This is a genomic window from Brevibacillus sp. BD137, from assembly GCF_041644655.1.
Lineage (GTDB): Bacteria > Bacillota > Bacilli > Brevibacillales > Brevibacillaceae > Brevibacillus > Brevibacillus brevis_D.
The window spans coordinates 296,300-311,299 of the sequence record NZ_JAOTNO010000001.1 but is presented as its reverse complement, the minus strand read 5'-3'; the positions used below and the strand labels follow the sequence as shown (position 1 = coordinate 311,299).

Genomic DNA, 15,000 nt, shown 5'->3' with positions numbered 1-15,000 from the left:
GACAGTGTAAAAAGCCCACCTAACGCTGGGTGGTACACCCTACTTGGAGGGGATTTTCTCATGGCTAAAAAAGGTCAAACATTCAAGCGATATTCCGAGGAGTTTAAGCTGAGGGCAGTAGACATGTACGAACAAGGAGAGATGAGTTATAGAGCAATAGCTAAAACTCGGTTTACGATCATAAACCAGCTACGTAAAAACTTGCTGAGTGTGAGACAGAAGAAAATCTCATTCAAGCCATTGAAAAATACAGTTGGTTTTATAACCATGAACGGTTTCGTGCAACTCATTCAACGTATTTAGTTTACGTTCGTTTCTTTGTTCATGTCTGAATTGGCTTTTCGTATTCGCCAACACGCCCACGCACTGAAGCCATACAATAGCGCGCTCGTATAAAACAACGCATTGATTGTTAGCCAATCGATTAGGTAGCCCCCAAGAATCACTGCAAAGCCAGATGAGACCGAAGTCCAAAAATGATAAGAACCGATGATTGTTCCGCGGGCTCCGTTTTCCGTGTGATCTGCTAGCAATAGCCGTTCGCTCATTTTTTGCATGGCACTACAGCTTCCCATAACAAACTGGAGAACTAGCACCCACACATATGACGTCACCCATGGAAAAGCAAGCATCGCTAACATCATACCTAGAGAACTAATCATGAGGATTTGAATGCCATGCCTGTCCAATCGTGGAGCAAGCCATTGGGAAATGGCCGCAGAGCTTATCGTAAAGACGGCAAAAGCTAGTCCGTACTTGGAATAACTGTTACCTAGATTCTTCAGAAATAGCAAATAGTACGGGTATACCATACCCGCGGCCAGCGTAACGACGCTTTGTGACCGAATGAGCCATTTTACCGTCATGCCCTATTCCCCCTTATATTGTTCATAAAAATAGTTCATGAACAAATGTTCCGGATCATATTGATCCTTCTTCACAAAAAACTCTCTATACCGCGGATATGCGGCTTGGAACTGCTCTAAGCTCGGATAAGCAGCGTAGGGCAAATAATAGGTTCCGCGATGTCTGATAGCTTCGTCGATAATTCGTTGGATTCCCTTTTTAAATGAGCTCTGCCCTTGCTCCTCCAAAGGAGCGTTAAACAAGCATACGAGCGCAAACATATCCTCACGCGCATACGACAAGGTCGCTTCCTCGTCCTGATTCACGTAACGAACCGTAATGTTTAGTAGATTTAAATTTTCCTGTGGCAAAATCGTTTTCAGGTGATGTACAAAATCAGCGAACTGGTCGACAGGAATGAAATATTCCTGAAGAAGGTCGTTCTTGCCAATCCCTCTGTACTCCATAAATTCTGTTTCTGAACGCATAGCGTTATTACGACTGATTACGTTACCTTGCTGTACCTGGAAGAATTTTTGCTGGAGATTCCAGAACATATTTTTTCCCCAATCGAAAGAACGATTGAGATGAAATAAAAGCTTAGTAGGAATGACCAAATCCTCTGTCGCTTTTAACGTATTGTGCTCTATCAGGGGGACGGTCTTGTCCACCGTATAGTTAATGGCATACATGTCTGTAAGAAAATGATCGGGCGCCACTGATATTCGTGCGTAATGCATGTGAATATCCGGATTTGATTTGACCTGGCTCAAGAAATAGTTGCTGTACTCGTCAACCGTCATGGCCTCAGACGTCGTCCTGTAGATTTCATCTTCTGTAAGTGTCAAGGTTACATCTAAAATAATCCCGAATAACCCATATCCTCCGAGGACAAGTGGAAATAAGTCAGCATTCTCCGTTCGGCTGACTTGCTTAATCTCACCCTTTGAAGTCAACAGCCGAAAGGACTCTACGCTTTTGATCAGCGAGCCGTTACGGATATCCCTACCGTGAGCGTTAATGCTAATCGAGCCACCCACGGTAAAAATATTTTGTGATTGCATCGTCTTCACCGACAACCCGTAGGGATTTACCTTGTCCTGAATATCTTTCCAAGTTGCCCCTGCTTGAACGCGAATGACTTTCGCTGCCGGGTCAAACGATACGATTTTGTTGAAATGAGTCATGTCAACGACAATGCCGTCCTTGTAATAAGTGTGGCCGCCTTGACTGTGCCGCTGTCCGGCTATGGAGACGGTCAGGTTTTTATCTCTTGCTTCTTTTAGTAAATGAATTAATTGCTCTTGTTCTTTACCATCCACCACTCGCTCGACTTTTACGGGATGCAGCCTGCTATAGTCTGTGATTAGAAAGGGATCCTGATCTATCGTATCCAGCAATCTGTAATTAACAAGACATAACGCAACAAGCAACAATAATGTAATACTTTTTTTCATGGAATCTCCAACCTTTTGCTTTACTGGACTAATCATCTTTCAAACAGTCGTCTCATAACGAGCACGGTGTTAAACATATCAAAGGAACCGAGATCAAGACAGTACCATCTTTTTTTAGTACCTCGTCTGATTGGCTGATTTAGGTGGGAGATAAAGGGACAGTCAAACCATGTCAAATCGCGTGGAACTGGAAACGTTGATCGATCCCTGGCCGATAAAGCGTTCCATTTTAAATGAGGAAAACAAACGTCAAGGTTACATTTCTGGGGTCACTTCACCAATGATTATTTTTGTTTTCAATTTCCTGAGGAACAGGGGTTTGTTGGAATAATACTCATGCTACTGGTTACATTAATGAAAATTGGATTGAACCTAGGTGAAGAACATTGAGGGATCATTTAAGGAAATTGATTTCGAAAAACCGTGCTGAAATAGGTCAGAGCATGAAAATAGGCATGTTTTCTTCCCTGCAGGAAAATATAGAATACATTCAAAACAAGCTGTTTCATTCAGGTGATCTGAAGTGGCGGAGCATTTCATTGAATCAAGTGGAGGGATACATTGTATATTTGGAATCTCTTACTGATCAACAGAGAATCCAAAAAGAGATCATTCTGCCTATAGAAGAAAAGAAAGTAGGAATCGTGGAAGATATCATTACTTCCGTGGAAATTGGGATAAAATCGGATCTCAGCCAGTTACCTACGGTTTTAGTGCAAGGAAAAGGCATATTGTTATTTGAAGGTTCCGCAGAAGCTTTTGTTGTCGGAGTTGGGGCAGATTATAAACGGAGTATATCAGAGCCGGTGAACGAAGGTGTTATTCGCGGCGCACATGATGGTTTTATAGAGCACCTCATCACGAACTTGTATCTGGTACGAAAGCGTATAGAAAATCCAAACCTGGTCGTTCGCTACTACCAGGTGGGAAACGAAGCCAAAACAAAATTGGCTCTTCTCTATATGCAGGATCTGGCCAATCCAGATTTGATTAGAGAAGTGGATTCCAGACTTGGTGCTATTGTAATGGACACCACCCTCTCACCTGGATTCATTGCTGAATTGATTGAAGACAATCCATTTTCTCTTTTCCCCCAAATCTTATTTACAGAAAGGCCAGATCGTGCGGTAGCTCATCTCATGGAAGGCCGTGTCGTAATTTTATCTGATGAAGATCCATCTGCGTTGATTTTACCTGTCACTTTCTTTGCTTTTTATCAAACCCCTGACGATTATCACAGCAGGTGGATAGTTGGATCGTTCCTACGATTGATTCGTTTGTTTAGTTTTATCACTTCTTTCCTGGTACCTGCATTATATATTGCCGTAGTTGCCTTCCATCCTGAAATTCTTCCTTCTAATTTGATTTATACCGTAAAAGGCAGCGTAGACAGAGTTCCATTTCCACCGATCGTGGAGGCCTTTCTGATGCAGATTACATTAGAGGTGCTGCGTGAAGCAGGGATTCGTTTGCCGAGCCGAGTAGGTCAAACCATCGGTATTGTTGGCGGGTTGGTCATCGGTGAATCCGTCGTTCGAGCTGGATTAGTTTCATATCCTATGGTTATTGTTGTGGCTTTAACCGCTATTTCTTCATTTGTAGCCCCATCCAATGAAATCAGTACGGTATCTCGTATTCTAGGCTTCCCGCTTATGATTTTAGCCGCGATGTTCGGTTTAATCGGGATTATGTTTGGATTGCTTTTTATCTTGATTCATTTATGTAAATTAGAGTCATTTGGAACACCTTATTTTGCACCTGTTATGCCCCTTCGAATCAAAGACCTGAAGGATACGTTTACACGCTTTCCAATCTGGAGCTTGGATCAGCGTCCCCAAGACCCGCATCCAAAAAGAGTACGTCAAGAAAGATATTCAAGGGGGTGGAAACATGATGACCCCGGCACAAAATAGTATTACTCAGGGGCAGCTGATGTTTTTTGTTGTACAATCTCAAGTGGGCGTTGGAATTCTAACTCTTCCTCATAAAATGCAGGCAGCCGCCAAGGGAGGAGGATGGATCTCTACCTTAATCGCCGGTTTTGTTGTACAAGTGGTGATTTTAATTCTTTGGGGCCTTTGCAGACGTTTTCCATCCGATAATATTTACAGTTTCTTGCCAAAAATCACCGGAAAGGTAATTGGAAATCTGCTTGGATTTGCTTATATTGGCTATTTTTTGTTAACTGCGGGAACGATTTTAGGCGTGTTTGCCGATGTTGTAGGAAAGTGGGTGCTCCAATTTACACCGAGATGGGCATTATTGCTTCTCACCCTTCTCACTTGTAGCTATTTGGTTATCGAGCCTCTTCGCGTGATTGCACGACTGTTTGTCATCTCTTCGTTTACCATCGTTGTCATGGTGGTACTATCTTTGTTCGGTTATGCTCATGCGAATTTTACTTATCTCCTCCCTATAACAGAAGCGGGTTGGTGGAATATTATCAAAGCTGCGAATGAGGCATTGTTTCCGCTAGTCGGGTACGAAGTGATATTGGTGATTTTTCCTTTTGTTGAAGGGAAAAGCGAGGGGAAATTAAAAGCAGCTTCTTTAGGGAATATGCTGATTACACTTTTTTATACATTCGAGGTATTTACCAGTTTAGTCATTTTTAGTCCTGCGATTATGCCAGCCGTTTCGGAACCTACTATCTATATGCTAAAAGGATTCTCTTTCCAGATTATTCAACGGATCGATTTAATCTTTTTATCTATATGGATTTTTATCGTTACCACTGCTATTGTCTCGTGGCTATATATGGCACCGGCAGGCTTAGGTCACTATTTTCACCATGATAAACATAAAAAGGCGGTATTCTATGCCACTTTCATTGTTTTTATGCTCGCTCTGATATCTCAAGATCCGTCGATCACCGACTTCTACGATCAAATAATTAAGATTTCTCATTATACGTTTGTGATTGTACTTCCTTTGATGCTACTCATACTCTCGTATCTGTCAAGGAAAAGGAGGAAGTTGGCCAGATGAAAAAAATCGGTATGATGAGCGCGGTTCTTGCTGTTTTCCTTATGATAACCGGGTGCTGGGACCAAGACCTTTTAAAAAATGCTCGTTTGCTTTATGGAGGAGGGTTCGATCTCGCTCCTAATGGAAAGCTGTTAACGACCTTTGTCATACGGGACATGCCCGAGAGCGAACAACATCGTCCGAAAAACGAAATTATCTACGCAGTTGGCAGTACGCCAAGGGAAGCCCGCAATAAAGCAGACGATCAGATATCCCGGCTGCTTCGTACCTATAGAAATCGGGTTATTCTCCTCGGGGAAGAGTTGGCGAAACAAGATATTTTTCCGATCCTCGATATTTTTTACCGTGATCCCAAGAGTGCCTTAAATGCGAGGATTGGGGTGACGCAAGGGAAGGCGACCGACATGCTTTCCCTTAAAAGAGTAGGGAATGTGTTAATCGCAGAAGAAATTGATGAATTAATCAAGAGTAATGAAGAGACGACAACCGTTCCCAAAGTAACTCTTGAAACAATTTATCCAGTGATGCTAGATCCTGGAGAAGATTTTGTTCTTCCCTACCTCATGCATAAAGGGAACCGAGTGGACGTTTCTCGGATTGCTATGTTTCATGATCAGCGATTGACAGGGGTACTGAGCCCAGATGAATCAACCATGTGTTTATTATTACAAGACAGCAAGGGGAAGCTGGCGAGATTCACACAAAAAATAAATGCTCAGAATGGGAAGTCAAACATCAATGAATTTATAAGCTTTAACGTAGATAAATCAAAGCGAGAGATGGAAGTGTCTATTCAACCGGACGGTCAAATTTCGGTTAAGCTGGATTTAAATTGGAAAGTGAGTGTCGAGGAATATCCTAAAGATCAGTTAGATGGTAAAACAATGATTGCACAGTTAAACCAGCTACTATCCAAAGAAATGACTGATTTAGCTAAAAAAACACTAAAAAAAATGCAAAATGCCCGCTGCGATGGATTAGGTATCGCCAGGCAGCTCATGGCGTTCCATCCTGATATTTGGAAAAAACAAAAAGAAAATTGGGGGAGCCATTATCAACGAGTGAAGTTTGATCCTAACATTCAGGTGGAAATTAGGAAAAAAGGGATTATAAACTAGCCATGTGAACTATCACTTTCCTAATAAACAACAAATAAAGAGATTTATTCAAGTTCACCCCGATGGAACGAAGCCCGTTTACTTTTCTTGGTTACATCCGCTATACGAGTATATCTCGGATGTAACCAAGAAAAGTAAACGGCTGTAAATCGCCTCTGTTCATTCCAAGCAGAGTGTTAGACTTCTTGTTAGACTTCTGTACGGTGCACTTTCCTCCTATTCAGAAATAGACTGTAACACAGTGGTCGAAAGGTATGCTTTGTCCCTGTTACTAATATACGCTTTGCCGCTTGAAAAGTTTGTAACCCCGCTAGCAATCCTACCTACTCTAAAACCGATTCCCCGCTGAGCCCACCGGGACGTGGAATATTGACCGCCCCTCGATACACTGCAAACCACTCAGGTCTATAAATCCTTAAGAAAATAGATTATGAATGTAAGGGAAATAACAAAAAATGTTGATTTATATTGTTGACTGATATATAAATTAATTATAAGAATTATTATTTAATATTTAATTTAAATGGAGGGAGGGACAAATGGACTCGATGGCAACTGCTAACTGGAAAGGTAATACGGCATAGCAAAATGACAATAGTTTGCTGAAGAAGACTTTTCCGTTTGCCTGAAGTTGTATTGAGTGTGCAGGGTGACTTACACTATGAAAAGCTACCAAGAACGATTGGACAGACTTGAGAAATTTTTACGAACGAACGCCGAGGTCACTTGGTCAGAGCTGATTAATACACCAAATAGACTCATCGCCAATCGTTTATATCAGGACGATTGCGCCCACAAAACAGAAAATGAGCTCCATAACGCAGCCGAATATACGGCTACCCTGTCGCCAGAGGAAAATTACAATCCCAAAACAAAAGAATGCTAAAAGAGCGGTCAAGAACTTGCACTCACCGTTTCGACTCTCCTTGCTGTCACTGTTCGAAATCCTTCGTAGTGCGCTTTTGATGCCAAAATGCTGATTAGACTGCTTTAAAAAAGTGGTCTTAAACCGACCACTTTTCGCAGCCGCTGGTCTACTTGTCGCTATTTCTGAACATATCAGAGACATATTTTGAAATTCGTATACTTATTTCTGCTCGTGCTACATCACGCACTATAGCGAAGGTATCCTCATAACCTCGACACACAAACCGATAGTACAGCGCGCTATCTATGCGTTCTTCTTGAAATACTTTAATATTTTTTGCCTTCAGTTTTTTCCTGACCTCACTTAGATCCAGATGGATTTGTGCCATCAATACTTGGGAAGCTTTGAGGTAAAGATTTTTCAATGAATAGGATGAGAGGCCGATTTCTGTACTGTTTTTATCGACTATCGTTAAGATCATCGGCAGAAGAACAGAATCCCTTATTAATTCAAGTTCTTCTTTGCTGGGCAACTCTGGTTTGACCGGCTCTTGTTGCTGATTCTTTCTGCTTAAGTATTGTTCCCGATGCTCTGGAAGCATCATGCGACTGGATTCCCATCGTCCATTATTCTAAAGTTTTTTACTCATCTATAGTGCCCTCCTATTTTCGCACTACGCTCTTGAGCTTGTGCTGCTCCCAATAAAGAAGATGCGCGCAAAATCGCTGTGCTTCCGTAGCGATACTTTATTTGATCAGTGGTGCGTTCTAGCCTTTTGTACCTTTCTCTATTACCGAAGAAGGAAAGTTGGTATTCATCATCCTCGTCTTAATTGGATCAAGCAAATCGCACCAATTCTGGAGAATACGCTGTGCATGTGATACCAGAGCGCTCCGCCTAATGTCATTGTTTTGGCGAGCCAGCTCATGGTCAAGTTTAGTTTGGGAATGCCTGAATAAAGGTTTCTAGATCTTTCTTATATGAATCAACCTTATGCTTATCTTTACTGAAAAGCCTATCATCATTTATTCTCTCCATAAGTTGACTTAGTTTCTTGAGTTCATCTTGTTTCCCTTGGATCTCCTTAAGGTTATTCTCATTTATTAATGACTGAATCTTTTTAAGATATTCTTTTTTATTTTGGTACAAGGTTACGATTTCGGATTGTAACTGTTCATCGGATATAATCTGTTTTGTTTCTCCATTGGTAAAGATAATAGATGGAAGGAAAAGGGGGTTGGGAATCAAATAGCTATCAATCATTCCTGATAGATAAGCCAACCTCTCTTTGTCTTTTACATTGGAGAGTTCTTTCGTAATTAGTTCAAACTGGTAGACCGAGGAGGAGTGTTGATGTTTGAATACATCGGTCAAAGTAATTTCGAATTGATTATGCGTAGGTTCCGATGATGTTGTGCTGCATGAAACCAAAATGAGAGATAAACCGAATATTATAGAAAATCTCTTCATGAGGTGTTTTCTTCCTTTCATAAGTTAAAAAAGCATTCGGATTACCGAATGCTTTTTTTATTTTCTTATTACAATACTACCACTGTAATGCACCATCATCCCAGACTTGCCAACTTTTCTCTGTCATGCTTGGAGTAAGTGTAAACGACGCACCACCGGGTGTCGTGAAAAAGTAACCCCTAATTGAATTCGCTCTCGTTTGCGGAACACCTACCGACGTGTGCTTATCTGGAAAGAAATAATTACCAACTTTTTTTTGCGCGAGACAGGCATAAAAGCGAACGTTTGTTTGCTATAATAAGAACAAAGCAACAAGAGAACATAAGTTCTTATTTAGGGGATGATTGTGTGTCCAATGCGAACAAGCGGATCGTGTTTTTGATCGACATGCAGAGCTTTTATGCCAGTATCGAGAAAGGGGCCAATCCAGAGCTGCGAAACAAACCGATTGTCGTCGCGGGTGATCCAGAGCGGCGTAGCGGAGTCGTGCTGGCAGCGTGTCCGATTGCCAAGTCATACGGAGTGGTCGCGGCCGAAGCGCTGTGGCAGGCGCAGCAAAAGTGTCGCCAGCTCGTCGTTGTTCGTCCGCGTATGGAGATGTACATTCGCATCTCCATGCAAATCACTCGCATATTCGAGGCATTTACTGACAAGGTGGAGCCGTACTCGATCGATGAGCAGTTTCTCGACGTGACAGGCAGCGTCCACCTGTTTGGTGATCCGTTGCAGATGGCTGCACAGATTCGGCAGCGCGTTTGGATGGAGACGGGAATCAACTGTCGGGTAGGCATCGGAGAGAACAAGGTACTGGCCAAGATGGCCTGCGACAATTTCGCCAAGAAACGGGAAGAAGGCGTTTTTTGGCTCAAGCGGGAAACGTTAGCGGATACGCTCTGGAAGCTTCCGATTGAAAAGCTGTTCGGAGTAGGCTCACGCATGAAGCGTCATTTTCATCGAATGGGCGTCTATCAGATCGGGCAGCTTGCAGATATGAGGCCAGCCATCCTCACCCGACATTGGGGAGTGAACGGGGAAGTGCTGTGGCGCACGGCTCACGGAATCGACGATTCACCCGTGGCTTTGGATTCCTATGATTCGCAAAAAGGGATCGGTCATCACATGACGTTGCCGCGGGATTACCATACAGCAGGGGAAATCAAAGTGGTGCTTTTAGAGCTGTGCGAAGAAGTGTGCCGTCGGGCGCGGAAAAAGGAGCTGATGGGCTCCGTACTGTCTGTGGGCTGTCGTGGGGCCGATTTGGCTGCTAGAACGGGCTTTGGACGGCAGATGAAGCTCACGGAACAGACGAATGATGCCATGACTTTGTACGAAGCGGCCTGCTTTCTGTTTGACCGTCATTGGCAGGAAACGCCCGTCCGCAGTATCGGGGTCAATCTGGGGCAGCTTGTCCCTGACAACGTGGTGCAACTCAATCTGTTTACGGACAATCACAAGCGGCGTTCGTTGGCACAAGCCATGGATGATATCCGGAGCCGATACGGTCAGGACGCCATCCTGCGCGCCGCCTCTGTGTTGGAAGCGGGACAGGCGAAAGAGCGCGCGCGTAAGATCGGAGGACACTACAAGTGACGGAGCCGATGGTGTCTGACGAGCAGGAATTGATACGCCAGTATATTTTATTTGGCATTTTGTTTCGGGCAGTCATGGCCGATCTGGGGCAGATGCGGATTGTGCCGTTGAAGTTTTCTTATCAGATGATGTTCGATGAGCTCTCGCGGTGGGCGGAGCGGCAGCATCACCAGCTACGTCGCATCTTGCGGCAGAGAGGGTGCACGGTCGTCAGTTCACGACGTCAGGGACATATGTATGTCGTCCACTATCGACAACGCGGGTATGCGCGAGAAGCGATCTATACGATTGAGGTATTGCGGGCAGAGTGTCAGGAGCTCGTCCATTTGTGGACCCGATATGAACAGCGAGGAGAGAGCAAGCAATGAGGGAAAAACGCGTGTCCAAAAAGGAAAATGTATTCGTGGCCAGTCGGTTTGTGCTGCCGGAGCATCGGGAAATGTATTTGCGCATCAAGGAAGAAGAGCGCCGCTATGTACCACCCGAGCTGGATCAGGAGCAGCTCAGCGCCTTGAGCGAACTGGTATGGCAGGCGTTCCAGACAGAGAGCATCCTGACGTTGACCTATTATGACGGGCGAGAGCCGCGCCGCCTGTCTGCCCACATTATCCATATTGATCAAGCGGCGAGACGCCTCAAGCTTCGGGCAGGCTCCGATATTCACTGGGTTCCGTTTGCCCGACTGCTACATGTGGAGCTGGCAGCGAGTTTCTAAATCGAGGAAATGCAGGTACATGATGGGCAAGACATGAGAATTACTCAAGAAATCGGCAAAAATAGGCCCCTTTTTCAAAAGCAAGCGGTAAAAAACAGCGTGCCGCGTTGAAACGGTGTGTGCGAGGAAGATGTGAGATTCCTGAAACGAAAAGCGGTCAAAAACAGCCGTTTTTCGTGTTTTTTTGGCTTACACGGATTTTGCCAGAAGGGAGGTTTCCCTGTATTGTTAGATTATCTTTTGAAGCATATATTTGACGGATAGAACAAAGGAGATTTTACATGCTAGCACAAGAAATGGGTGTCATATTCACCAAGCACGCCGATCAGATTACTTCCAAGCGTTGGGGAGAATTCATGCAACAATTGGAGGAAAAAGGCCTGTACGTGCTCATTGAGACAGACACGATCGGAAGAGTGATGAGTCCATTGGGCGGATTGATGCCCATGCCGTGTAAAAGTGAGACGCTCCATATTGTGACAGCTAATGAGCTGGAGCAGCGTGGCTTGCCGCTCGGTCACCACATCGTAACGAAAGCGAAAGAAAAAGTAGTCCAACCATAATCGGAAAAAACAACGCAACCTTTCCTGTAGGAGCAAGCTTCTAAGTCGGAAAGGTTTTTTGTGTGAAAAACGTCTCGACGTTTTTCATAAAGATGGACATCAGCATTAGTGACAAAACCCGCTAGGAAAGTCAGCCGAAGCGGGTTTTGTTTAGGTATGGGCGCAAACTTCGTTCAGTTGTCTGCTTTTTTAGTCACAGGGACGTGACGGAATAGCTTGGCCATGCACACCCACGCGATGAGTGGGCCAATTCCGATACACAGAATCAACCAGTTCAGTGTAAGAGGAGAGACGCTCAAGGACGTTACTAGCAGAAAGATCAAAATCCCGACCAGCCGACCAACGTCTAGAGCAAACTCTCGGAGCACGACATACTCGACCCGATTGCGCGCGCTCTCTTCGTTCGTGCCAATCAGATCAAAAATCGTGGAGAGCATGGGCACAGAAAACAGCGGATAAGCGATGGACACCGCAATCCCAAAAATAAGCAGAGTCGTAAAGCTCACCTGCCAAAAAAATACGAAGAGAATCCCCCACATGATGACAGAGCCAGTTAGCATTCCCCACTTGCGATAGCGAGGAGCGAACCATTTGGCGATCAGAAAGTAGCTCACAAGTCCGACAGCAGATGTAGTCAACCAGTAGTTGCCGAGAGTCATCTCGCTTCTCGTGGAAATGTAGACGAGTAGACCGATCACAAAGCCGAATACACCTTCACGCAGTCCTTGACCAGCCAAAGCCCCTGCCGCCCAGCGCCACTCGGGCTCCTCTCGCAAACAACGTAAGGAAAAGCTCCAGGAATAGGTCCCTTCCGATTGACGTTTTTTTAGAAAAAAGCTGATGAACACACCGACGACAAATAGGGCAAGAGAGATACCGAAAATAAGGGAGTAGCCGCTGTTGCCCGGAAGCCGCGTAATGAGCAAGCCCGATATCCATGGAGCGAGCATGCCGCCAAAGGAAGCAAGCAACCCTGCCCAACCGTTGAAAAGGTCGCGGTTATCGGCATTCGTGATTTCGAAGTACACCACATTAAACGAAAGCCAGAAAAACCCACTCGCTATACCCTGAACGAGCCCAAGCGGTACGGCATAAGAGACAGCTTTGGGACCTGCCAGAAGAACAAGCAAATAAAAAAGGGCAGAAACGGCCATTCCGGCACGCAGGACATTCATTTTGTTCAGACGCTTCACGTACCAGCCCGCAAGCCAAAAGGTCAGAGCACCCGCAAGATGGGCGGCAAAAGTAAACCAAGCGATCGGTGCAAATTGACTTTTTACCTTCCACAAATAGACGTTTACAAACGTGCCAGAAAGGGAGCCGGCGGCAATAAATACAGCGTTGACCAGGAGCAGCAGCTTGGCTTGATTGTCCAGCCGACCGGATGGCTTTTGCACAGAAGGCTCATGGCGCGACATTTTTAGACCAGTGGACTCCTGCATTTGAAGGAAGGATGGAAGGCGTTTTTTTGTTTTTTGTTGCATACGTTCCCTCCGCGTAAAAATAGGACATGAACATAACGTGCCCTACCATTGCTGCTTTCAACAGGGAAGTGAGGAAACACCATGTTTTCCCAAATGAAAAAACGAAGGTCGCAATTTTTTGAACGTTATTTCATTTTAGGGAGGAAAAAGACTAGCAGCAAACAAATTAAGAGGGGATAGGCATACGAAAAATACAGAAGCGAACAGAAAAGAGGTCACGAGATGACGACAACCATTTTCAGAAATGGACGCATTTACACAGGAGATTCCCGGCATTTGTTCGTACAAGCATTAGTTGTTCGAGATGGAATTGTGCATGACTTGGGCAGCGATGCGGACATGCTTCTTCAATACGGAGGTAGTGATGCAACCGTCATAGATCTGCAAGGATATACTGCTACTCCGGGATTGATTGACAGCCATCTGCACTTGGGATGGCTCGGTCTCACCTTTTTGCAGCTGGATTTAAGTAAAGCTCGTTCCAAGGACGAGATGCTGCTTCTCTTGAAAGAAAAAGCACAAGCCACACCTGAAAATGCGTGGATACAAGGCTACGGCTGGGATGAGAATTTATTCGCGGATGGTGGCGGCATTCCTACTATCGACGAGCTTGATCAAGCTGCACCACATTGCCCGATTCTTCTGGCACGAATATGTGGACATGCGAATTTGGTCAACAGCAAGGCATTGGAGCTATGTGGCTATCATCGTGATATGGAGGTACCAGCGGGGGGAGTCATTGTACATGATCCTGTGAGTGGAAAGCCAACGGGCATGTTGTTGGAAACGGCCTCTAACCTGATTACGAAGCATATTCCAAGACCTGGCTACGATCAGTTGAAGCAAAGCCTGCGCAGCTCGATTCGCTATGCAATGGCGCATGGATTGACAGGGGCACATACGGAGGATTTGCGTGAACTGGGCGGACTTGCGCAAACGTATCGGCTCTATGATGAGCTCATTAATGGTGAGGAGCTTGCGCTGCGCAGTAACCTGCTTGTCTTCTATCCACATATGCATGAGCTGCGCGACTTAAAGATGACGGCAGGTTACGGCAACGCTCATGTGCAAATCGGTGCGGTGAAAATTTTTGCAGATGGAGCATTAGGACGCAGGACGGCTTACCTGTCAGCTCCATACGCTGATGATCCGAGTACCAGCGGTTATCCTGTGCATGAGCAAGGCGAGCTGACAGAGCTGGTTCGACAAGCACGTGGACTCGGGATGCCTATTGCTGTACACACCATTGGCGACAAAGCACTGGAAATGGTGCTGGACAGCTTGGATCAGTTTCCGGCAGTCGCCTATCGGGATCGCCTTATACACACACAAATCCTGCGGCCGGACCTGCTGGATCGCTTGAAGCATCCTCATCGGATCGCAGATATCCAACCGCGTTTTCTCGCAGGAGACTTCCCGTGGGTAATGGATCGGGTAGGACAGGAGCGGATTCAACACTCGTACATCTGGAAAACGATGATGGATTATGGAATCATTTGCGCGGCGGGCTCGGATACACCGGTAGAACCAATCGATCCGCTGTTGGGGATACACGCAGCCGTCACGCGCAAAGCACCGGGAGACACGCACGATGGATATTTCCCGCAAGAAAAACTGACGATGGAGGAAGCCATTCATCTGTTTACATTGGGCAGTGCACAGGTGACCAACGAGGATCATGTCAAAGGCACGCTGTCTCGAGGAAAATATGCGGATATGACCGTCTATTCCAAAGACCTGTTTACCATCGATCCAGACGAGCTGCTTTCGACAAAGGTCATGATGACCATCATTGATGGAAAAGTTTGCTACACAGCTTGAAAACATAACCCGAAAATCGGAGCAGCGGCAGCCTTGGACAAGAAAGGAAAGTCCTGGACTGTCGCTGTTTTATGGAACGA

General features: G+C 45.2%; 14 protein-coding genes and 1 pseudogene. 9 read left to right on the top strand and 6 right to left on the bottom strand.

The window, feature by feature from the left end; genetic code table 11:
- Window positions 1–299: 299 nt before the first annotated feature.
- The gene (locus tag ODZ53_RS01725) at window positions 300–866 is read right to left on the bottom strand and encodes an MFS transporter (protein ID WP_173624880.1); all 567 of its coding nucleotides are present in this window, start codon (window positions 864–866) and stop codon (window positions 300–302) included.
- A gap of 3 nt (window positions 867–869) precedes the next feature.
- A complete protein-coding gene (locus tag ODZ53_RS01720) occupies window positions 870–2,303 on the bottom strand; it encodes an FAD-binding protein (RefSeq protein WP_372675703.1) in 1,434 nt (477 codons plus the stop codon).
- Window positions 2,304–2,746: 443 nt separating this feature from the next.
- Here ODZ53_RS01720 and ODZ53_RS01715 point away from each other — a divergent pair, with 443 nt between their 5' ends.
- From ODZ53_RS01715 to ODZ53_RS01700, 4 genes are all read left to right on the top strand, one after another.
- Window positions 2,747–4,216 carry a spore germination protein gene (locus ODZ53_RS01715; RefSeq protein WP_372675974.1) on the top strand — a complete coding sequence of 490 codons (1,470 nt, stop codon included), beginning with the start codon at window positions 2,747–2,749 and terminating at the stop codon, window positions 4,214–4,216.
- Window positions 4,194–5,291 (top strand): GerAB/ArcD/ProY family transporter, encoded by a 1,098-nt coding sequence (locus tag ODZ53_RS01710; protein ID WP_372675702.1) that lies wholly within the window; start codon window positions 4,194–4,196, stop codon window positions 5,289–5,291. The genes ODZ53_RS01715 and ODZ53_RS01710 overlap by 23 nt, the downstream gene beginning before the upstream one ends.
- On the top strand, window positions 5,288–6,409 hold the full coding sequence (locus ODZ53_RS01705; protein ID WP_372675701.1) for a Ger(x)C family spore germination protein: 1,122 nt from the start codon (window positions 5,288–5,290) through the stop codon (window positions 6,407–6,409). Before ODZ53_RS01710 ends, ODZ53_RS01705 begins: the two co-directional genes overlap by 4 nt.
- Window positions 6,410–7,070: 661 nt before the next feature.
- Entirely contained in the window at window positions 7,071–7,295 is a 225-nt protein-coding gene (locus ODZ53_RS01700; RefSeq protein ID WP_372675700.1) for a hypothetical protein, read from the top strand.
- A 148-nt stretch (window positions 7,296–7,443) separates the two neighbouring features.
- On the opposite strand, the gene ODZ53_RS01695 is transcribed toward ODZ53_RS01700, so the two are convergent.
- The 3 genes and pseudogenes from ODZ53_RS01695 to ODZ53_RS01685 form a co-directional block, all read right to left on the bottom strand.
- On the bottom strand, window positions 7,444–7,881 hold the full coding sequence (locus ODZ53_RS01695; RefSeq protein WP_372675699.1) for a YhjD family protein: 438 nt from the start codon (window positions 7,879–7,881) through the stop codon (window positions 7,444–7,446).
- Between the two features lie 41 nt (window positions 7,882–7,922).
- A pseudogene (gene polYB / locus ODZ53_RS01690) lies at window positions 7,923–8,099 on the bottom strand (DNA polymerase IV); the annotation flags it as partial.
- 114 nt (window positions 8,100–8,213) lie between these two features.
- Window positions 8,214–8,747 (bottom strand): hypothetical protein, encoded by a 534-nt coding sequence (locus tag ODZ53_RS01685; RefSeq protein WP_372675698.1) that lies wholly within the window; start codon window positions 8,745–8,747, stop codon window positions 8,214–8,216.
- 348 nt (window positions 8,748–9,095) lie between these two features.
- Here ODZ53_RS01685 and ODZ53_RS01680 point away from each other — a divergent pair, with 348 nt between their 5' ends.
- From ODZ53_RS01680 to ODZ53_RS01665, 4 genes are all read left to right on the top strand, one after another.
- Window positions 9,096–10,337: a DNA polymerase IV gene (locus ODZ53_RS01680; protein ID WP_372675697.1), complete on the top strand. Its 1,242-nt coding sequence runs from the start codon at window positions 9,096–9,098 to the stop codon at window positions 10,335–10,337.
- On the top strand, window positions 10,334–10,705 hold the full coding sequence (locus ODZ53_RS01675) for a YhjD family protein (RefSeq protein ID WP_041749518.1): 372 nt from the start codon (window positions 10,334–10,336) through the stop codon (window positions 10,703–10,705). Before ODZ53_RS01680 ends, ODZ53_RS01675 begins: the two co-directional genes overlap by 4 nt.
- Window positions 10,702–11,052 (top strand): YolD-like family protein, encoded by a 351-nt coding sequence (locus ODZ53_RS01670; RefSeq protein WP_015891970.1) that lies wholly within the window; start codon window positions 10,702–10,704, stop codon window positions 11,050–11,052. The genes ODZ53_RS01675 and ODZ53_RS01670 overlap by 4 nt, the downstream gene beginning before the upstream one ends.
- Window positions 11,053–11,333: 281 nt before the next feature.
- Window positions 11,334–11,615 (top strand): hypothetical protein, encoded by a 282-nt coding sequence (locus ODZ53_RS01665; protein WP_015891969.1) that lies wholly within the window; start codon window positions 11,334–11,336, stop codon window positions 11,613–11,615.
- Window positions 11,616–11,788: 173 nt separating this feature from the next.
- On the opposite strand, the gene ODZ53_RS01660 is transcribed toward ODZ53_RS01665, so the two are convergent.
- On the bottom strand, window positions 11,789–13,099 hold the full coding sequence (locus ODZ53_RS01660; RefSeq protein ID WP_372675696.1) for an MFS transporter: 1,311 nt from the start codon (window positions 13,097–13,099) through the stop codon (window positions 11,789–11,791).
- Window positions 13,100–13,321: 222 nt separating this feature from the next.
- Between ODZ53_RS01660 and ODZ53_RS01655 the strand changes: the two genes are divergently transcribed.
- Window positions 13,322–14,920: an amidohydrolase gene (locus tag ODZ53_RS01655; RefSeq protein WP_372675695.1), complete on the top strand. Its 1,599-nt coding sequence runs from the start codon at window positions 13,322–13,324 to the stop codon at window positions 14,918–14,920.
- Window positions 14,921–15,000 lie beyond the last annotated feature (80 nt).